General features: G+C 52.6%; 18 protein-coding genes and 1 tRNA gene. 8 read left to right on the plus strand and 11 right to left on the minus strand.

Going from position 1 to position 18,793, the window contains the following annotated elements:
* Positions 1-40: 40 nt before the first annotated feature.
* The 3 genes from HZ297_RS01160 to HZ297_RS01170 are packed head-to-tail and all read left to right on the plus strand — an operon-like array spanning position 41 to position 3,128.
* Entirely contained in the window at positions 41-1,246 is a 1,206-nt protein-coding gene (locus HZ297_RS01160) for a ribonuclease D (RefSeq protein ID WP_178861095.1), read from the plus strand.
* A 53-nt stretch (positions 1,247-1,299) separates the two neighbouring features.
* Positions 1,300-2,586 (plus strand): 6-phosphofructokinase, encoded by a 1,287-nt coding sequence (locus HZ297_RS01165; RefSeq protein ID WP_178861098.1) that lies wholly within the window; start codon positions 1,300-1,302, stop codon positions 2,584-2,586.
* Positions 2,587-2,603: 17 nt separating this feature from the next.
* Positions 2,604-3,128 (plus strand): DUF2062 domain-containing protein, encoded by a 525-nt coding sequence (locus HZ297_RS01170; protein WP_178861100.1) that lies wholly within the window; start codon positions 2,604-2,606, stop codon positions 3,126-3,128.
* Positions 3,129-3,162: 34 nt separating this feature from the next.
* On the opposite strand, the gene HZ297_RS01175 is transcribed toward HZ297_RS01170, so the two are convergent.
* Positions 3,163-3,666, minus strand: a complete 504-nt coding sequence (locus HZ297_RS01175; RefSeq protein ID WP_178861102.1) for a hypothetical protein — start codon at positions 3,664-3,666, stop codon at positions 3,163-3,165.
* A 63-nt stretch (positions 3,667-3,729) separates the two neighbouring features.
* A tRNA-Ser gene (locus tag HZ297_RS01180) sits at positions 3,730-3,820 on the minus strand.
* A gap of 150 nt (positions 3,821-3,970) precedes the next feature.
* On the opposite strand from HZ297_RS01180, the gene HZ297_RS01185 reads away from it, so the two are divergent.
* The gene (locus tag HZ297_RS01185; protein WP_178861104.1) at positions 3,971-4,285 is read left to right on the plus strand and encodes an MGMT family protein; all 315 of its coding nucleotides are present in this window, start codon (positions 3,971-3,973) and stop codon (positions 4,283-4,285) included.
* An 82-nt stretch (positions 4,286-4,367) separates the two neighbouring features.
* Here the strand turns inward: HZ297_RS01185 and serS are convergent, their stop codons facing one another.
* The 5 genes from serS to HZ297_RS01210 all read right to left on the minus strand — a co-directional run bounded on the left by serS (position 4,368) and on the right by HZ297_RS01210 (position 10,782).
* Positions 4,368-5,654: a serine--tRNA ligase gene (serS, locus tag HZ297_RS01190; protein WP_178861105.1), complete on the minus strand. Its 1,287-nt coding sequence runs from the start codon at positions 5,652-5,654 to the stop codon at positions 4,368-4,370.
* An 87-nt stretch (positions 5,655-5,741) separates the two neighbouring features.
* The gene (crcB, locus tag HZ297_RS01195; protein WP_178861528.1) at positions 5,742-6,128 is read right to left on the minus strand and encodes a fluoride efflux transporter CrcB; all 387 of its coding nucleotides are present in this window, start codon (positions 6,126-6,128) and stop codon (positions 5,742-5,744) included.
* Positions 6,129-6,161: 33 nt separating this feature from the next.
* On the minus strand, positions 6,162-7,502 hold the full coding sequence (locus HZ297_RS01200) for a replication-associated recombination protein A (RefSeq protein WP_178861107.1): 1,341 nt from the start codon (positions 7,500-7,502) through the stop codon (positions 6,162-6,164).
* 18 nt (positions 7,503-7,520) lie between these two features.
* Positions 7,521-8,147, minus strand: coding sequence for an outer membrane lipoprotein periplasmic chaperone LolA (lolA, locus tag HZ297_RS01205; protein WP_178861109.1), 627 nt, complete (start codon positions 8,145-8,147; stop codon positions 7,521-7,523).
* A gap of 16 nt (positions 8,148-8,163) precedes the next feature.
* Positions 8,164-10,782 carry a DNA translocase FtsK gene (locus tag HZ297_RS01210; RefSeq protein WP_178861111.1) on the minus strand — a complete coding sequence of 873 codons (2,619 nt, stop codon included), beginning with the start codon at positions 10,780-10,782 and terminating at the stop codon, positions 8,164-8,166.
* A 223-nt stretch (positions 10,783-11,005) separates the two neighbouring features.
* On the opposite strand from HZ297_RS01210, the gene trxB reads away from it, so the two are divergent.
* Together trxB and bamJ are read left to right on the plus strand one after the other, a co-directional pair.
* Positions 11,006-11,953 carry a thioredoxin-disulfide reductase gene (gene trxB / locus HZ297_RS01215; protein ID WP_178861113.1) on the plus strand — a complete coding sequence of 316 codons (948 nt, stop codon included), beginning with the start codon at positions 11,006-11,008 and terminating at the stop codon, positions 11,951-11,953.
* A 102-nt stretch (positions 11,954-12,055) separates the two neighbouring features.
* Positions 12,056-12,748 carry a BamJ family beta-barrel-assembly machinery protein gene (bamJ, locus tag HZ297_RS01220; RefSeq protein WP_178861115.1) on the plus strand — a complete coding sequence of 231 codons (693 nt, stop codon included), beginning with the start codon at positions 12,056-12,058 and terminating at the stop codon, positions 12,746-12,748.
* A 237-nt stretch (positions 12,749-12,985) separates the two neighbouring features.
* Here bamJ and HZ297_RS01225 read toward each other — a convergent pair whose 3' ends face one another.
* Positions 12,986-13,303 (minus strand): YqfO family protein, encoded by a 318-nt coding sequence (locus HZ297_RS01225; RefSeq protein ID WP_178861117.1) that lies wholly within the window; start codon positions 13,301-13,303, stop codon positions 12,986-12,988.
* A 117-nt stretch (positions 13,304-13,420) separates the two neighbouring features.
* On the opposite strand from HZ297_RS01225, the gene HZ297_RS01230 reads away from it, so the two are divergent.
* Complete coding sequence (locus HZ297_RS01230; protein ID WP_178861119.1) at positions 13,421-13,690, plus strand: hypothetical protein; 270 nt, start codon at positions 13,421-13,423, stop codon at positions 13,688-13,690.
* A gap of 450 nt (positions 13,691-14,140) precedes the next feature.
* Here the strand turns inward: HZ297_RS01230 and HZ297_RS12100 are convergent, their stop codons facing one another.
* The 3 genes from HZ297_RS12100 to HZ297_RS01245 all read right to left on the minus strand — a co-directional run bounded on the left by HZ297_RS12100 (position 14,141) and on the right by HZ297_RS01245 (position 17,536).
* A complete protein-coding gene (locus tag HZ297_RS12100) occupies positions 14,141-15,373 on the minus strand; it encodes a methyl-accepting chemotaxis protein (protein WP_178861121.1) in 1,233 nt (410 codons plus the stop codon).
* Positions 15,374-15,548: 175 nt separating this feature from the next.
* Entirely contained in the window at positions 15,549-16,679 is a 1,131-nt protein-coding gene (locus HZ297_RS01240; RefSeq protein WP_178861123.1) for a protein-glutamate methylesterase/protein-glutamine glutaminase, read from the minus strand.
* 29 nt (positions 16,680-16,708) lie between these two features.
* Positions 16,709-17,536 (minus strand): CheR family methyltransferase, encoded by an 828-nt coding sequence (locus tag HZ297_RS01245; RefSeq protein WP_178861125.1) that lies wholly within the window; start codon positions 17,534-17,536, stop codon positions 16,709-16,711.
* A 257-nt stretch (positions 17,537-17,793) separates the two neighbouring features.
* On the opposite strand from HZ297_RS01245, the gene HZ297_RS01250 reads away from it, so the two are divergent.
* On the plus strand, positions 17,794-18,741 hold the full coding sequence (locus HZ297_RS01250) for a hypothetical protein (RefSeq protein ID WP_178861127.1): 948 nt from the start codon (positions 17,794-17,796) through the stop codon (positions 18,739-18,741).
* Positions 18,742-18,793: the final 52 nt, after the last annotated feature.

Raw genomic sequence — 18,793 nt, forward strand, 5'->3', positions numbered from 1 at the left:
CACGCTTGCGCTGGCTGCCGCTTGCTTTTACACTTGCGCTATGAAAAAAATCAGCTCTCATTTCGACTACACCAACTATCTCGACATTCGCACCGCTGAGGCGCTGAACGCCTATGCCGAGCGTCTTCTGCAAAACGGCGAGGTGCAGTGGATCGCCATCGACACCGAATTCGTGCGCACCGACACTTACTTCGCGGAACTCAGCCTGGTGCAGATTCAGGACTGTCTTGGCCAAGTCGCCATTATCGACCCGCTGCCCATTCAGGCTGCCGACCCCGAAAACGGTTTGCAGGGCTTGGTGAACATTCTGATTGAACCGCGTCTTACCAAGGTGTTTCACTCAGCCCGTCAGGATTTGGAAGTATTGTATCAACTTGCACAGCAGATGCCCGTGTCAATTTTTGATACGCAACTGGCCGCCGTTTTCTTCAAACATGGCGACATTGCCGGCTTTGCCCGCGTGGTCGAAGCGGAACTGGGCTGCAAGTTGTCGAAGGACCAGACGCGCACCAACTGGCACGCTCGCCCTTTGAGCGAACAGCAGATTCAATACGCGATTGACGATGTGCGTTATCTGGCACCGCTTTATGAGAAATTCAAATCACACCTCACGCCGGCGCAACTGAAAGCGATTGAAGAGGATTGCGCCGCCCTGCTGGATGAAAGCCTCTATCAACCCAACCCAAGCCGCGCCGGCGAAAAAATCAAAGGCGTGCGCGGCTTCAAACCCAAGCAGCTGGCCATAGTCCATGCTTTGGCGGAGTGGCGCGAACATTACGCGATTGAACACAATCAACCCAAGAAATGGGTCATCAGCGACGAGGTGATCACCGCCATCGCACAACGTCCGCCGAAAACCGTCGAGGCGCTCTACAAAGTGCCGCAGATCAAAGCGTCATCGGTCAAGGAGTTCGGCGAGCAGTGGATTGCGTGCATCGACATCGTATTCGCCGCCGACCCGGCCAGCTGGCCGCAACACGAACCCAAACCGCCGGCAGCCGATGCGCAGGAAGAGGTCTTGATCAGCTTCTGCATGGCTTTATGCCATCAAATTGCGCTGGATTACCGCCTCAATCCGCATAATCTCGTGAATAAAGCCGAACTGCTGGCGCTGATTCGCGGCATGGAAAGCGTGGATTTGAACGGCTGGCGCGGCTTGTTACTACTCGAACCGCTGCAGCAGCTGCTACGTGGTCAGGCCGCACTCTCCATTGCCGACAACCGCCTTGCCGTGCAGCTGTCATAAAACCTTCCTTTAATTAACTTATAATTGCCCTATCAGTATTTCAGGTGTAAACCATGACAACCCAGCAAAACGAGCCATCCAACGTCCTTTATGCGCAGGCCGGCGGTCCCAGCGCCGTGCTCAACGCCAGCGCCGCTGCGGTGATTGAAACCTGTCGCCAATATCCGCAGCGTTTTGGACGGATTTTTGCCGCCATCAACGGCATCAAAGGCGTGTTGGAGGAACAACTGGTCGATACCGCTACACTCGGCACAGACGACTTGGAACGCCTTAAAAACCATCCCGGCGCGGCGTTTGAAGCCTGCCGCTTCGACCTTGACCCGATTGAATACAACCCCGCCCAATATGAACGTGTTCTGGCGGTGTTCAAAACCTATCAAATCGGCTACTTCTTCTACAATGGCGGCAACGGCTCCATGGTCACCGCGCAGAAGGTGGCCGATTACTGTTCGGCACACGGCCACAAGGTCACCTGCATCGGCATCCCCAAAACCATCGACAACGATTTGGCTCTGTCGCATTGCAGCCCCGGCTTCGGCAGCGCCGCGAAGTATCTGGCGGCCAGCCTGCTGGAGGCAACGCTGGACTTGTATTCCATGCACAACACCTCCACGCGTTTTTTTGCGCTGGAGGCCATGGGGCGCAATGCCGGCTGGCTGGCGATGGCAGGCGGCCTGATCAAACAACAGATTCCCGACGTACCGCTGATTATTCTGCCGGCGGAACGTCGCTTTGATCGCGCCGCATTTCTACAGAAAGTGGCCGGCTTCTTTAAAACCCACGGTTACTGTAGCTGTATCGTGTCCGAAGGGTTGGTGGATATCAACGGCGACTATATCTCCATCGAAAGCGTCGAACATACCCATCTGAAAGACTACACCCAACTCGGCGGCGTGGCGCACACCATCGCCAAAATCGTCGCCAACGAGTTTGGCTGCAAAACGCACAGTGCCGTGCCGGATTATCTGCAACGTGCCGCCAGCCACTGGGTTTCACAGACCGATTGGGAATTGGCATACGGTGCGGGCGTGGCTGCGGTGGACGCGGCTCTGGAGGGCAAACACGGCGTGTTGCCGGTCGTCGAAATGACGGCCAACGAACCGTTTGCATGGCGATTCAAGACGGTGGATCTCTTTGCCGTGGCCGACTTGGAATACCGTGTCGAAGACCGTTTTATCAGCGAAGACGGCATGGATATTACCCAAGCCGGATTGGATTACTTGCAGCCGTTGATTCAAGGCGAGCGGCCATTACTTTACCGCGATGGCCTGCCGGATTTGCGAATTATGACCTTCCAAACCATCGAACGGCAATTACCGCTCTATCAGGCGGTTAAATAATCAACGGAGTACTGGGCATGTGGCGTTACCTAAAACTCAAAATGCACCAGATCGGCCGTCAAACCCGCCAGTCGGTGTTTCTGAACAAATATTTCCCTCGCTTCAAGGATAGGGTTTACTGGGCGGGAGACCGCACCTCATTTGCACGCGCCGGTTTTATCGGGTCGGTGTGCATGATGCTGCCAGTGCCTTTTCAGATGGTGCTGGGTTCGGTTTTCGCCTATTACCTGCGCGCCAATATTCCGCTCGCCACCGCGCTGGCGTGGATTACCAATCCGCTCACCATGTGGCCGATCTGGTACGGCGGCTATAAATTCGGCACTTGGATTCTAGGCACGCCCGATCTTTACGATATGAGTTCTGCCATCCCCATCGGCTCGGAGCAGTGGTTTAACGAAGTCTTTCCGCATATCTGGCAGGCGCTCTATTTCGGCAACCTGCTGCTCGGCGTGATTATCGGCACCACGCTCTATCTGAGCATCCAGCATTTTCATCTGATTCGTTTTGTTCGCAGCCTGTTTAAAAGTAAACAGGCCGGGTAAAGTGGCTCGATAGAAAACCGCAAACATGCAGTTTTCACACCTTATCCACAGCTTGTTCCACAACCAGTCCGAGTGCCATAAAATCCGGCAAGCGTTGCCTGGGAATGGCGGCGGCAAACGCCGGCAACCCCAGTTGCCGCAAATACACCAGACGGTGCCTGCCCTGCAGGATCCGCAGATGACCCATATCCGAAAACGCGGCCTCAAAACAGACGGCAGGAATTTCGCTAGTCAATTGATGTTGCCCCACCCAACGCGCTATTTTGACGCGATGAGATTCGATTTCCGCCTCATAGGCCGCATCATCCTCACAGCAGGAGGTTGGAAAATCAGCCAGATCATCCGGCACATAATTACAAGGTTCCTGCCGCCAATAAGCCTCCCATTTCAGCATATCGACAAGACAGTGCTGATAATCTATCCCCGGCAGGCCGTCACGGCTTTCAACAAAATCAACCGCAAGCGCTTGATCGGCACCTAGCGCCACAAAACCCCATAAGGCCCCGTCATCCTGTTGTGTCTTTACCCATCGCATCATGACAAAAATCGCAGATATAAAAAAACCCGCAATCAATTTCTCGATTGCGGGTTCTAAGAATAATGGCGGTGGACTAGGGATTCGAACCCCAGGTAGGCTATAAACCTACAACGGTTTTCAAGACCGCCGCCTTCAACCACTCAGCCAGTCCACCTTTGTTTGATGTGGCGTATTATAGAGGGTCAGCCTAATTTTGCAAGCATCCCGACGGGATTTTTTGCGATATTTTTGAAAATTTTCTTTCAGCCTCTAAAATCAACAATAAACCCGTGAGCCAACCCATTCGAGCAGGAACATCACCGCCATGAAAACCCGATCCGACCTGTCGCAACGCTGTTATGCGCTTTTAAAAAACATTCCGGCCGGCAAGGTCACCACCTACAAGCTGCTGGCCGAGGCGCTCGATACCCAAGCGTATCGGGCGATTGGTCAGATTCTTTCCAAGAATCCGGATTTAGTGACAGTGCCCTGCCACCGTGTCGTTAAAAGCGATGGTGAAGTCGGCGGTTATGCATCGGGAACAGCCGCCAAAATCGCACTGCTGCAACAAGAAGGGATAGAAGTTGTCGACGGACACATCCACAACCTCAGTGCAGTGCTGTATGTATTCAATGAATAGCCATCAAAAAACTAAAAACCCGGCCTGCTGAATTTTCAACAGGCCGGGTTCACCAAGTTTTAAGCGATTGACTGAAGTCGATTTACAGGACTTCTGTGCCACCCAGATACGGTCTTAAAGCAACCGGAACGGTGATGGTGCCATCGCTATTCTGGTAGTTTTCCAATACGGCAACCAGGGTACGGCCTACCGCCAAACCGGAACCGTTCAGGGTATGCACCAGCTGCGGCTTATCCTGCCCCGCACGGTAACGCGCCATCAGGCGACGCGCCTGAAAGTCTTCGAAGTTGGAGCACGACGAAATCTCGCGGTAAGCCTGCTGACCCGGCAGCCAAACTTCCAAATCGTAGGTTTTGGCGGACGAAAAGCCGATATCGCCGGAACACAACGACATCACACGGTAAGGCAGTTCCAACTTCTGCAATACCTTCTCCGCCTGCTGCGTCAACTCCTCCAGCAATTCATAGGACTTTTCAGGATGGGCAATCAACACCATCTCGACTTTCTCGAACTGATGCTGACGGATCAAGCCTTTGGTATCACGCCCGTAAGACCCTGCTTCGGAACGGAAACATGGCGTATGCCCTGCCAAACGGATCGGCAGCTGCGATTCGTCAATGATTTCATCGCGGAACAGGTTGGTGATCGGCACTTCGGCCGTCGGAATCAGATACATGTCGCGGTCGTTGGTGTCGTGCTCTTCATGTTTACCCAGCTTGTACAAATCCTGCTCAAACTTCGGCAGCTGGCCCGTGCCGCGCAAACTGTGCTGGTTGACCAGATAAGGCACATAAACCTCTTCATAACCGCTTTCCGCGTGGGTATCCAGCATAAATTGAATCAACGCGCGCTGCAGTTTGGCCATTGCCCCTTTCAACACCGAGAAGCGCGACGAGGCGATTTTGACCGCCGCATCGTTGTCGTACCAACCGCGTGCTTCCATCAGGTCGACATGGTCTTTGACCTCAAAATCGAACTGGCGTGGCGTGCCCCACTTGCGCACTTCGACATTATCCTCTTCATCCTTGCCCACCGGGGTTGACGCATGCGGCAAGTTCGGAATGCCGGCATACAGCTCTTCCAATGTGGCTTGAACTTCATCAGACGCTTGTTTGGCGGCTTCCAGTTGCGCGCCCAAATCCTCTACCGCGGCCAGTAACGGGGCGATATCCTGCCCTTGTGCTTTGGCCTTGCCGATCTCTTTGGAGCGGCTATTGCGCTCGGCCTGCAAATCCTGGGTTTTAGTCTGCAGGTCTTTGCGCTGCGCCTCCAGGGCTTCGATACGCGCCACATCCAATGCAAACCCGCGGGTTTGCAATCTTTGCGCAACGGTTTGCAATTCGGTTCTCAATAGCTTTGCGTCTAACATGCTGATTCTCTAAATTAATAAAATTCGAAAACGGTTGAAAAATTGCGGATTATTCTAACATCAAAAAGCAACGAGGATTCACAGGCTTTACAGCACCCACTGCCGTGCGGCGATAAAGCCCAACCACACCGCCAACAAACAGGCGACAAAGCTCACCGCCATATTAAGCACCGCTTTGGAAAGCTCACCCACCTGCAAATACTGCAAGGTCTCGAACGAAAAGGTCGAAAAAGTGGTAAAGGCGCCCAAAAAGCCCACCATAAAAAAGGCACGCCACTCGTTGGAGGCGCCCAACTTATCCACCAACAACACCGCCAGGAAGCCCATTAAAAACGAACCGAGCACATTGACCGACAGCGTTCCCCAGGCAAAATCACGTCCCAACCACTGGTAGACCTGGTGCGACATGGCAAAGCGCGACACGGCTCCCAGAGCGCCGCCTGCGGCAATCGCTGTCCAACCCAGTCCTGTCATACCCAACATGGCTTCCCCTTCTCACTCAAACGCTTAATGTTCGTCCCGACGCTTAAAAATGGCATGGGCATTCAATTCACGCAAATGCGCCAACTTGGCGGCAATTTTGATTTCCAGACCGCGCTCCACCGGCTGATAGTAATCGCGCTCCGCCATCTCTTCCGGAAAATAACACTCGCCTGCCGCAAAGGCTTCCGGTTCGTCATGCGCATAACGATAACCCTTGCCGTAATCCAACTCCGCCATCAATTTAGTCGGGGCATTACGCAAATGCAACGGCACTTCATAAGAACCGTGCTCTTTAACATCTTTCAAAACCGCTTTATACGCCATATAAGCCGCGTTGGACTTGGGCGCCACCGCCAGGTAGGTCGCGGCATGCGCCAATGCCAAGTCCCCTTCCGGCGAACCCAAACGCTCATACGCCTCGGCGGCGTTCACCGCCAACTGCAACGCCTTGGGGTCGGCATTGCCGATCTCTTCGCTGGCCATGCGGATCAGACGGCGAGCCAGATAACGCGGATCGACTCCGCCGTCCAGCATCCGCACCAACCAATAGAGCGCCGCATTCGGATCGGACCCACGCACCGATTTATGCAATGCCGAAATCTGATCGTAAAAGGCTTCACCCCCCTTGTCAAAGCGGCGCACACCGCCTTGCACCACTTCGCGGCAATGGTCGGCCGATAAACTCAACAGGCCGGGTTGCCCCTCCACCGCTTCGGCAAAATCCGCCGCTTGCTCCAGCAGGTTCAGCAAGCGCCGGGCATCGCCGTCCGCCGCCTGAATCAACAGCTCTCTGGCCTTGTCCTCAATCTGCAACGTCTGACCGTCCGCCTGCTGCAAATCGGCCGACAACAAGGCCACACCGCGCACCAGAATCTCCGCCAGCTCGTCCTCGTCCAAGGAGCGCAATACATACACGCGCGCACGTGACAGCAAGGCATTGTTCAATTCAAACGATGGGTTTTCGGTGGTCGCGCCAATAAAAATAAAGGTGCCGTCTTCCACAAACGGCAAAAAGGCGTCCTGCTGCGCCTTATTAAAACGGTGTACCTCATCCACAAACAATAGGGTTCCCTGTTTGAACTGCTCGCGGTGCAAACGTGCCTGTTCCACCGCGGCGCGCACCTCTTTAACGCCGTCCAGCACCGCGGAAAGACTAATAAACTGCAGATCGGACTGTTTGGCAATCAAGAGCGCCAAGGTCGTTTTACCGGTACCCGGCGGCCCCCAGAACACCATGGAGTGCAGCTTGCCGCTGGCAAACATGCGCGACAACGCACGGTTGGCACCAAGCAGATGCGACTGCCCCACATACTCGTCCAAACGGGTCGGGCGCAAACGGTCGGACAAAGGCTGGTAAAGACTCATCGGCTTGGCTCAATCAGCTTAAGGCTGCGCATAACCCGGCTGGCCGAGCAAGTCGTAACCGGCCGGCGCGCGGTACACAAAGGTTTGCGCCGGCAGCGTTTGATTCATGGCGATCTGACTAAAGCGCACCTTGGTGATATTGTCCGGCCCTTGATACATCCACACTTCCTGCATCTGTCCGTCCTTCAAGCCGATTTCGATGCTCTGGAAATAGGTCGCCTCTTTGGGTTTGAGGTTAAACCACTCCATATTATTGCGGTTTCCGGCAGGGATAATCGTAAAACGGCTCTCGATCGGCTCGTCATACAGCAACCAGCTCAACGGAATTTCCGCCTTGATGTCGTTGATCGGGCGCACACTGACCTGCTCCAAATCATCGTCCTGCACCCACAGATTGATGCCGTCCACCACAATCTTCTGCGGCTGCGGCTTGCGGTACTGCCACACCAGCTTACCCGGACGCTGCAACTCAAAATGGCCAAACGACTCGTTCAGTTGAAACTTCTCCTCATCCGGCTGAATCTGCCGGAAATCGGCGCTGAAGGTTTTCAACTGGTTGACATAATCCTGCAACGGATTGGCAAAAACCAGCCCGGAAAAACTCAACAGGCCGGCTAGCAACCATCCTTTGAATGAAAACTTCATCACAAATAAAACCCTCTTAATCCTGATTTTTAGGTGCCAAGACTTCACGGTTACCGTTGGCCTGCATCGGCGACACCACCCCTGCCGACTCCATCGCCTCGACAATCCGTGCCGCGCGGTTGTAACCGATTTTAAAACGGCGCTGAATCAGCGATACCGACACGCGGCGGCCGTGAATCACAAACGCCACCGCTTCGTCATAAAGCGCGTCCTGCTCGGCATCGTCAAAGCCTTCATCGCCACCGCCATCGCTACTATGGCCTTGGGTAATGACCTCCAGATATTGCGGCTCGCCCTGCGACTTAATGAATTCGGCAACGCGATGCACCTCTTCGTCGGTCATAAAGGCGCCATGCACCCGCTTGGGCGAACCGGAACCCGGCGGCATAAAGAGCATATCGCCCATGCCCAGCAACTGCTCGGCCCCACCCTGGTCGAGAATGGTGCGCGAGTCGATTTTGGTATTCACCATAAAGGAGATACGCGTCGGGATATTGGCTTTGATCAGGCCGGTAATCACGTTGACCGACGGACGTTGCGTCGCCAGAATCAGGTGAATCCCGGCGGCACGCGCTTTCTGAGCGATACGCGCAATCAGCTGCTCCACCTCTTTACCCACCACCATAATCATGTCGGCAAACTCGTCCACCACCACAACAATATACGGCAGCGGCGTCAAGGTCGGCGGCGCCTCGCCGAGCTCATGGCCGAAATTGGCGACCTGCTGATAGAGCGGATCAATCATCGGCTGGCCTTTGTCGATGGCTGCCTGCACCTTCTCGTTAAAGCCGGCGATATTGCGCACCCCGACCTTGGCCATGAGCTGATAACGGCGATCCATCTCAAACACACACCAGCGCAGCGCATTGGCGGCATCGCTCATGTCGGTGACCACCGGCGTCAGCAGATGCGGAATGCCCTCGTAAATGGAGAGTTCCAGCATTTTCGGGTCGACCATAATCAACCGCACCTGATCCGGACGGCTCTTGTAAAGCAGGCTCAAAATCATGCTGTTAACGCCGACCGATTTACCCGCACCTGTCGTTCCCGCCACCAGCAGGTGCGGCATTTTGGCGATGTCGGCCACCACCGGTTTGCCGGCAATGTCCTTGCCAAGCGCCACGGTCAGCGGCGACACCGAACGCTGGAATTCGTCCGAGGAGAGCACCTCACGGAAACTCACCAGCTCACGCTGCTCGTTCGGAATCTCGATCCCCACAAACGCTTTGCCGGGAATCACGTCCACCACACGCACCGACTTGACCGACAAGACGCGCGCCAAATCCTTGGCCAAATTGTTGATCTGACTGACCTTGACACCGGGCGCCGGCAGGATTTCAAAGCGCGTGACCACCGGACCGGGTTGCACCGATTCGACTTTCACCGTCACGCCGAACTCCAGTAGGCGCTGTTCCAACAACGACGAAAGCGCCGTGAGGTCTTCGGCCGAGAAGCCCTCTTCGTATTCCGGCGGCGGATTCAGCAGCTCCAGGCCCGGCAGATCGCCCGACTGCACCACCGGCATGGCGCTGGACGGTTTTTGGCGGGTGCCGACTTTGACATGCGACAAAGGCGCAGGCGAAGACTCGGCTGCCACCGCGCCTGGCAGAGTGTCGTCATCCAAGGAGGGTTCATCCTGCTCCCACGGCAAGTCGGCCAGATCGTCGTCATTGATGCGGTGCTCCGGCTCCTTAAGCGCACCCTGCGCCGTTGGTGCGGCTGGCGCCGCTTTGGCGTTATCCGATTTTTTAAACACATCCAGCACCTTGGCGAGAGCCGGCCTGTTGACTTTTTCAGCGGGTTTTTCTGCGGTATTTTCTAAATTTGCGGCAACACTGGTCTGGATGCGCGGCTGAATCACCACCCGGCCTGCTGAGTTTTCTGTGACCGTTTTTGGGCTCAAGTTTGGGCTTACGTTGGGTCTCAAGGCGCGCTGTTTAAGCGTGGCAAAACGCTCCGATTCCAACACCTTATCCTGGAATTGCGCCGACACATACTCGCCCGCCTGCCATGCCAGCCGACCGGTGACCTCGATAATGGTGAGCCAGGAGTAGCTGGTAAACAGACTAAAGGCGATGGCAAACAGCACCAGCAACGTCAAGGTCGCCCCCAAGAGATCCACACCTTCCACCAACCAGTTGCTGAATTCATACCCCCACACGCCACCGGCCGAATACGGCAGTTCAATCATGCCGCCCTGCGGCTGCATATACAGATTGGCGAGTCCCGCCCCGGCGGAAATCAGCAACAACAAACCGAACAGACTCAGGCCAAAGCGCACATAATCCAGATCGCTGCCGGAACGGACTTTCAGCGTGACCCAAGCGGCCATCAGGATACCGAACGGAATCAGAAACCCGAAAATACCGAACACATAGAGGATGATGGACGCCAGCCACGCCCCGGTTTTGCCACCGTAGTTTTTAAGTTCATGCACGCTGCCGGCGGTATCGAATCCCGGATCATTCGGGTTGTAGCTGAACAGCACAATAAACAGAAAGAACGCCAACCCGATACAGCTCAGCACCAGCGCATCCTTGAGCACCCAGTTAAAGCGCCCTTTTGTCTGTGAAGCGGCGGAGGGTCCGGCGGATGAGGTGGTGGCATCGGATGTTTTAACGGGCTTAAAGGTCATTGAGCGAATCGATTCTCTATAGCAGACTTGGTGGTAATTGGATAATAAGTTAGATAATAAGTAGGTTTAACAATGAAAATGGCCGCAAAAGGCTAGTTTATCCAGTAAAAGCTGTTAGAATTTTAGCACAGTGCGAAAGTGAATAACTTATAAGATTACAACGCGGTTTTACAACATTGCGGTAGACAAAACGGCGTTTTAAAACAACAAAAAAGGACACGTCATGGCAACAAGACATTGCAAACTCCTTATCCTCGGTTCGGGTCCGGCTGGTTATACGGCCGCGGTCTACGCAGCCCGCGCCAATTTGGAACCGGTGATGATTACCGGCATGCAGCAGGGTGGACAGCTGACCACCACTACCGAAGTGGACAACTGGCCCGGCGACCCTGAAGGCCTAACCGGCCCGGATCTGATGGTGCGCATGCAAAAACATGCCGAGCGTTTTGGCACCGAAATCATTTTCGACCATATCCATACCGCCGAATTGACTTCAAAGCCGTTTAAACTCATCGGCGATGCCGGCGAATACACCTGTGATGCATTGATTATCGCCACCGGTGCGTCCGCCAAATACCTTGGCCTGCCTTCCGAAGAAGCCTTTAAAGGCAAGGGCGTTTCCGCCTGTGCCACCTGCGACGGTTTCTTCTACCGCAATCAGAAGGTTGCCGTCATCGGCGGCGGCAATACCGCTGTTGAAGAGGCGCTTTATCTTTCCAACATTGCCGCCGAAGTGACCATTATCCACCGTCGCGACAAGTTCAGTTCCGAGAAGATTCTGGCCAAGCACCTGCACGACAAGGCGGAAAACGGCAATATCAACATCGAATTCAACAGCGTGCTGGACGAAGTGTTGGGCGACAAAATGGGCGTGACCGGCGTGCGTATTAAAAATGCACAAAGCGGCGAAACCAAGGAAATCGATGTGGCCGGTGTGTTCATCGCCATCGGTCATACCCCGAACACCGCCATTTTTGAAGGTCAGCTGGAGATGATCAACGGCTACCTCAAAGTGCAAAGCGGTCTGAACGGCAATGCCACCCAAACCTCCATTCCAGGCATTTTCGCTGCGGGGGATGTGATGGATCAGCAATACAAGCAAGCCATCACCTCCGCTGGTGCGGGCTGTATGGCGGCGCTGGATGCAGAAAAATATCTGGACAACCTGTAATCGGGTTAACCAAGATTGAAACCACCGTCATGCGGTGGTTTTTTTTACCCTGAAATTACCTGGCCGATACCCGGCCTGTTGACTTTAAACAAGGATGAAAGAATGAAAAAAGCGTTATGGCTTGCTCTGGGAATGAGCGCAACGTCACTGGCCTATGCGGCTGAACCCGCCCTGCAAACCACCGAGCAAAAAGCCAGTTACACCTTGGGCGTGGATTTGGCCAAAAACATGCAACAGCAAGGCCTGCAAATCGATATCAAGGCCTTGACACTGGGTATGCAGGACGCTTTCAATCAAAAGCCTTTGCGCTTGACACCAGAAGAGATGCAAACAGCCGTCAATGAAGTGAAAAAAGCGATGATGCAAAAGCAGATTGAAGCCCATAAACAGCAGGCAGAAGCCAATACCAAAGCCGGTGCGGCTTTCCTGGCGGAAAACAAAACCAAACCCGGCGTTAAAACCACCGCCAGCGGCCTGCAGTATAAAGTGATTACCGCAGGTAAAGGTCCCTCTCCGACTGAAAACGACAAGATCGTCGCCAACTATCAGGGAGCCTTGCTGAACGGCGAGGTGTTTGACAGTTCCTTCGAACGCGGTTCACCGATTGAGTTTCAGATGGGCAACGTGATCAAAGGCTGGCAGGAGGCGCTTAAGCTGATGAACGCCGGCGCAAAATGGGAGGTCTATATTCCTGCTGAACTGGCTTATGGCGAGAAAGGCGCCGGCAACCGCATCGGCCCGAACGAAACGCTGGTCTTCACCATTGAACTGATTTCATTCGCTAAAGCGGAATAATCTTTCCCTGTTATCAGGACAAAAAAAACCCGGTTACATTGAACCGGGTTTAAATGAAGTTGCTCTTCAAGAGGAGTGTTGGTTAAACAACGAGTTCATAGTAATGCGATTTACTTAACACATCAACATTTTCTTATATTAATTATCCCTGTTTAATTTTGCGCATGAATAAATGCATCTAATGGTCATTAGCAACCCCTGATATAAAGCCACTTTAACACATTTAATAAAACAAACTTATAAGGCAATATCCGCCAGCGCATAAACTTCGTAAGCCGGAGTTTCATAAGGATGCGCTTTGAGTAACGCGCTAACTGCGGCGGCAATCAATGCATCTTCGCAGACCATTTCCACCTTGTACTCCTCCACCCGCTCGACTTCGTTTTGCGAACCGATAAAAGGCCGACTGCCCTCCAATGGCCGGAACTGTCCTGTGCCCAACGCCTCCCAGCTGCAGCAGTCATACTGCCCGATCCTACCGGCCCCCGCCGCAAACACCGCTTGTTTGACTGTTTCGAGATGTGACGTCGGCACAAAAAAACAAAGTTTATACATGGTTATTCCCTTAAATTCGCTACTGATTTAACGTTGTATGTACCTTAGCCCTTACGGCTCGCGTTTAAATTCAATACAATACCGCTGGCTTGTTTTATTTATTCAGGAACGATCGACATGACACCACTTTTAATCACCTATGCCATTATCCTCGGACTCGGCATCGCCTCCATGCTGACCCATATTCATTATTTCGCCAATATCGCGGGTTTTATCGGCGCCATTGGCTTGATGTTTGTTTTCTTTAAGGATCGGCCCGACGAGGAGACGGCAAGAGACAAGCAACTGCGCCGTTACTGGTACATTGTATGCGCTACCGGCATTTTCTTCAGCCTGCTTTTCGGCAGCTTATGGAACGACAAAATGGGCGGCATGATGCCTTCCTGAATAAGAGCGATGAATGGCGGGCGACCATTCATTCGATGAGAAAGAAACCGCTTTGCCACAGCCTGTGGCTCTTCATAAGAAATAATGGCTTCGTCGAAGAAGCCATTTAGAGATCATTGTCAGCGATCATCTGTCCGGGATCTTCAAATGACCCCGTTTATCTTTTAAAGAGTAACCACATTTTATGATTGATTTATTGAACCACAGAGTACACGAAGAGCACGAAGACTTTGAGCGTTAATCAGTTGTTGGTGTTATTTTTGTGTTTTAAAGCCGTTTTAAAAACATTTAAAATCAACAAGATGAGTTTTAATAAGGCATATCAACTACTTAAGAAAACTTCGTACTCTTCGCGTTCTTCGTGGTTTTAATCATCATCAACTTATCAATCACAAAATATGGATACCCCTTTTAAACAGTGTGTTATCCATCACCATGCGGTAACGGCCCCTAGAAAAGATCAACATCACCCTCATCCATACTATCGGCCTGAACGCGGCGCATACGGTTGCTTTCCATATACTCCCGCTGCTGCTGGATAACCAGTTTCAATTGGTCGATACGCTCCTGATGCTCACTTTCGTTACTCACAGGCAATACGGCGCTCTCTTCGAGAAATTTGCTGACCTTGCCGGAAAAATCCTCCAAATGCATCAAGTGATGGATTACCTGATCAACCAACTGACGCACGATATCCTCAAACTGCAGTGAACGCATGGCATTGGACACATTGACCTCAATCTCGGAAATAATGCCGGAAACATCACCCAACTTATCGGAGATACCAGAATTCATTTCCTCCAGACCATTGATCATGCCATTCACTTTGGACTGCGACGAAACCGCATGTTCCATGTCCTTGGTGGCGGTTTCACTGACAATATGTCTGACCTGATCGACCGTACCGCGGGCCTTTTCCGCCTGCTTGCGAATCTGTTCGTTAAGCTGGTTCGAGTTCAGCGACAGTTTACGTACTTCGTCGGCGACCACCGCAAACCCTCGACCCGCTTCACCGGCACGCGCTGCTTCAATGGCGGCGTTCAACGCCAACAGGTTGGTCTGGTCGGCAATGCCTTTAACGTCTTCCAACAGGGTAAAAATAGCCTCGATCTGCCCGACCATGTCGTCGATTTTATTGACCGTTTGGGTACTACGCTGACTGGCATTCATCAATAAATCGATCAAGTATTGCAAAATCGCCTTAATATCGGCCGAGAAACGCTGCACACTCATCTGTTCGGAAGAACCATCGCCTCCCAAGTTATCCAGAAGCGATAACACCATTTTGTACTCGGCCTGCGTCTGCTCATGCAACCCTGCAAAACTGTCGTTCAAGGTATCAATCGCTTCGGCAATCAATTCCTTAACCTGCGCCAACTCCTCGTTAATCACATCAATTTCACGCTTGATGACGCCTTCGTAATCGCTGACAACCGCTTGCAATGACTCATCGACAACAGCGATGGAAACCACGGTTCCCGCCGCCGGCTTGGCTGACGGCTGTTCCTTCTCTAGCGGAGCTGCCGCTGCAGATCCGGCAAGATTTGCCACCATAAATGTCCACAGCAATGACACGACGAAAACGCCGATCGGTGCCGCAAACGGCACATCAAATAAACTCAACGCTATCACCAGCACCGTGATAAGCCATGCCGTCCAATAAGACTTGAGGATTTGAAGCATGTTGATTTCCTTCACTATAAATCTTTAAGACACTTGTGATGAATGACATCCGTTATGAACGCCATCCCGTTATCAGCATCGTGAAATGCCGAGTTAAACCGGCACTGAATAGAAAAGCATGGAATGTGCCAGTACATAAAAACAGCACATCCATACTCAAAGAATCGCGGCTGCGCTATCTGGCGGCCAGCTCAAGAATTTTTGCAGCCACCGCCTCCAAAGGCAGGATGCTATCGGCGGCCCCAAGCTTGACTGCTTCACCCGGCATCCCCCAAACCACACTGGTCTTTTCGTCTTGTGCAATGGTCGGCGCCTTTACAGATTGCAGCTCTTTAAGCCCTTGCGCACCATCATTCCCCATACCGGTCAACAACACGCCGATCGCATTGGGGCCGACATTCTGCACCACCGAACGGAACATCACATCTACCGACGGTTTGTGGCGATTGACCGGCGGGCCGTCATGCAGGCGGCAAATATAACGCGCGCCATCACGCTCCACCAAAAGATGTTTATCCCCCGGCGCGATATAAACGTGCCCCGGTAGAATCTGCTGGCCGTCCTCCGCCTCGGTCACAGACATTTCAGACACCGAGTCCATACGCTTTGCAAAAGGCAGACTAAAGGCTGCAGGAATATGCTGTGTAATCACTATGCCAGGGGTGGATGCCGGCAGTCTCATCAAAACTTCCTTAATCGCTTCCGTTCCACCGGTTGAAGCGCCCAGCGCAATAATCTTGTCCGAGGTTCTAAAATGACGGCTGTTGAAACCGCGTTTTTCGAGGATGGCGTCTGCCGTGTACTTCTCCGAAATGTTTAACGCCGCAGGCACAGGCTTCAATACCACCTGCTTGCGATCGGCGTTAGCCGTATAACGGGCGTACTGACGCTCCAGCATGGTACGCGTCACACGCGATGCCGCTTTCACCTTGCCGCAAATTTCATGAGTGTAGTCCTCGAACGTGTTCACCAAATCGATCTTGGGCTTGGTCACAAAATCGACCGCGCCCAGATCCAGTGCCTCAAAGGTCACGTCCGCCCCTTTTTCCGTCAGGGTTGACACCATCACCACCGGCAACGGATGCAATCGCATCAAATTTTTAAGGAAGGTCACGCCATCCATGCGCGGCATCTCCACATCCAAGGTCAGGACATCCGGATGCAACTCCTTGATTTTTTCACGTGCCATATACGGGTCAGAAGCGGTTCCGACCACCTCGATCATAGGATCAGAAGAGAGCATCTCCTGTAGCATTTTTCTGACCAGTGCAGAATCATCCACAATAAGCACTTTAATTTTCGTCATATTATTCAATCCCCAAAAGCGTCGCCGCCCTAGTGAAGTTTCCGGTAAATGGTCTGACCGATCAGTTCAAACCGGTCACACACTTTGTATAAAGATTCTGAATGTCCAATGAAAAGGTGGCCATGAGAAGGTAACAGATTCGCATAGCGATCAAACAACTTGGCCTGGGTCGGCTTGTCGAAATAAATCACCACGTTACGGCAAAAAATCACATCAACCTGCTCACGTAAAGGCCACTCATTCATCAGGTTGATCTGCCCGAAATCGATGATCGACTGCAGCTCCGGCTTGACCTTGGCAAACCCGCTCTGCGCCCCACCGCCTTTCAGAAACCAGCGCTTCTTACGCTCTTCACTCACGCCTTTCAGGCGCTCCAACGGGTAAATGCCGGTTCGCGCGGTATCCACCACATTGGTATCCAAATCGGTGGCAATCACCTTGGCATCCCAGCCCGCCGGAACCGTTTCTTTCAACGTAATGGCGATTGAATAAGGCTCCTCCCCGGTTGAGCAGCCTGCAGACCAGATGCGGATCTTTTTACTCGACTGATTCGCGCTAAGCAGCATCGGAATCACCTGATTGGCAAGATAATCAAAATGGTGATTTTCCCGAAAGAAAAAGGTCAGGTTTGTGGTGATTGCATTAATCAGGTTGACAAACTCGGCCTCCCCCTGCTCTTCGACATAATTTAAATAAGCCTTAAAGGTATTGAGCCCCAAAATACGAATGCGTTTAGACAACCGGTTGTAGACAAGGTTCTTTTTCGATTCGTTCAAATCGATCCCGGCAAACTCATAAACCATCTTCTTGATTCTGGCAAAATCATCAGAAGTAAATTCAAATTCTCTATCACTCATGATTTATAGTAACCTTAATGGGATTAAACGGATGGAGCCACAGAGGCTCGACTCTATTTTGTCACGCTATTTTGTCTTTACGTTCGTCTTCGTCTTGTTACGCCGACGGCCTATTTTAATTTATTCATGCAAACGTAAAATAAAATTTTTGCCCGATGATTACCATTCCTAACACTGCTAGCGGCAACACCCTTAGCCTGAACACCAGCTCTCCGCTGCTTTCGGGCCTTAAGGCTGGGCAATTGGTAACCATCAACGTGACACAAATCCAAGGCAGTCAAGCCGTCATCACCCTGGGTAACCAGACGCTGACCGCCGATTTAAAAGGACCACAGTTAAAACCCGGGCCTCTGGAAGTCGAAGTCAAGCAAACCCACCCGTCGTTAGTTTTAACCGTTCCCCCAAAAGCCCCCCAGAATCTCCAGAGTGAAGTCTTAAATTCTCAACAGGCCGCCCTGCAAAACCAGTACAAACAACTGCTGGCCAATCAGCAACCCATCACTCAGGTGTTGCAGCAGCTGCAAAACGCCCCGAACCTTTCTCAGAACATACAGACCGTCATTGGCCAACTGCTGGAACAACTCCTAAAACCGGGCGCCAACCTCAACGGCCAGCGCCTTAAGGAGGCGCTCAGCAACAGCGGATTGCTACTTGAAAACAAACTGCTCAAAGCCGACTCGGGCAACCTTGCCAACGACACCAAGGCTCAATTACTCCGGCTGCAACAGCTCATCAAGCAGGAACCGCCGGCTTCCCCCAACGCCAGCCTATTGGCACACCTCGGTAAAGCCCTTGCAGAAGGCATCAATAAAATCACATTGCAGCAACTGCAATCATTTGAACACCCCGAATTAGTTAATCTTGAACTGCCCTTTCAGCAACAGGGCGAAATAAAACCGATACAAGTGGGCATCTACCAAAAGCGCTATCCGCAACAAACGCTCTGGGAGATACTTGTGGAGCTGGAAATCAACCAATCCGACAGCCTTTTTAAACTCACCCTGAACGAATCGAAAGAGACGCTGTATTGTTCAATTTGGTGCGAAACCAGCTCGCTCGAAGCTGCCATACAGACCAAACTGCCGATACTGATCGAGCAGCTGCAAACACTCGGTCTGCACGTTCCCCCGCCACAGATCCTGCCGCAAAAGCCCAAACAATCGGATTTCGCAACCCGCGTCGCCTTAATCGATATCAAAGTTTAACTTCGGTGCAATATTTGCTTGCTACCCTACCCGGCAGGCCTGAACACCGCCT

The sequence above is a fragment of the Thiomicrorhabdus cannonii genome (genome assembly GCF_013391695.1).
GTDB lineage: Bacteria > Pseudomonadota > Gammaproteobacteria > Thiomicrospirales > Thiomicrospiraceae > Thiomicrorhabdus > Thiomicrorhabdus cannonii.

What these genes read in the sequence shown, in the direction of transcription:
- HZ297_RS01230 (WP_178861119.1), top strand. Translation starts at nt 13,421, where the DNA reads ATGACACCACTTTTAATCACCTATGCCATTATCCTCGGACTCGGCATC.
- HZ297_RS12100 (WP_178861121.1), bottom strand. Translation starts at nt 15,373, where the DNA reads ATGCTTCAAATCCTCAAGTCTTATTGGACGGCATGGCTTATCACGGTG.
- HZ297_RS01170 (WP_178861100.1), top strand. Translation starts at nt 2,604, where the DNA reads ATGTGGCGTTACCTAAAACTCAAAATGCACCAGATCGGCCGTCAAACC.
- HZ297_RS01165 (WP_178861098.1), top strand. Translation starts at nt 1,300, where the DNA reads ATGACAACCCAGCAAAACGAGCCATCCAACGTCCTTTATGCGCAGGCC.
- HZ297_RS01160 (WP_178861095.1), top strand. Translation starts at nt 41, where the DNA reads ATGAAAAAAATCAGCTCTCATTTCGACTACACCAACTATCTCGACATT.
- HZ297_RS01200 (WP_178861107.1), bottom strand. Translation starts at nt 7,502, where the DNA reads ATGAGTCTTTACCAGCCTTTGTCCGACCGTTTGCGCCCGACCCGTTTG.
- HZ297_RS01175 (WP_178861102.1), bottom strand. Translation starts at nt 3,666, where the DNA reads ATGATGCGATGGGTAAAGACACAACAGGATGACGGGGCCTTATGGGGT.
- trxB (WP_178861113.1), top strand. Translation starts at nt 11,006, where the DNA reads ATGGCAACAAGACATTGCAAACTCCTTATCCTCGGTTCGGGTCCGGCT.
- lolA (WP_178861109.1), bottom strand. Translation starts at nt 8,147, where the DNA reads ATGAAGTTTTCATTCAAAGGATGGTTGCTAGCCGGCCTGTTGAGTTTT.
- HZ297_RS01185 (WP_178861104.1), top strand. Translation starts at nt 3,971, where the DNA reads ATGAAAACCCGATCCGACCTGTCGCAACGCTGTTATGCGCTTTTAAAA.
- serS (WP_178861105.1), bottom strand. Translation starts at nt 5,654, where the DNA reads ATGTTAGACGCAAAGCTATTGAGAACCGAATTGCAAACCGTTGCGCAA.
- HZ297_RS01225 (WP_178861117.1), bottom strand. Translation starts at nt 13,303, where the DNA reads ATGTATAAACTTTGTTTTTTTGTGCCGACGTCACATCTCGAAACAGTC.
- HZ297_RS01240 (WP_178861123.1), bottom strand. Translation starts at nt 16,679, where the DNA reads ATGACGAAAATTAAAGTGCTTATTGTGGATGATTCTGCACTGGTCAGA.
- crcB (WP_178861528.1), bottom strand. Translation starts at nt 6,128, where the DNA reads ATGACAGGACTGGGTTGGACAGCGATTGCCGCAGGCGGCGCTCTGGGA.
- HZ297_RS01210 (WP_178861111.1), bottom strand. Translation starts at nt 10,782, where the DNA reads ATGACCTTTAAGCCCGTTAAAACATCCGATGCCACCACCTCATCCGCC.
- HZ297_RS01245 (WP_178861125.1), bottom strand. Translation starts at nt 17,536, where the DNA reads ATGAGTGATAGAGAATTTGAATTTACTTCTGATGATTTTGCCAGAATC.
- bamJ (WP_178861115.1), top strand. Translation starts at nt 12,056, where the DNA reads ATGAAAAAAGCGTTATGGCTTGCTCTGGGAATGAGCGCAACGTCACTG.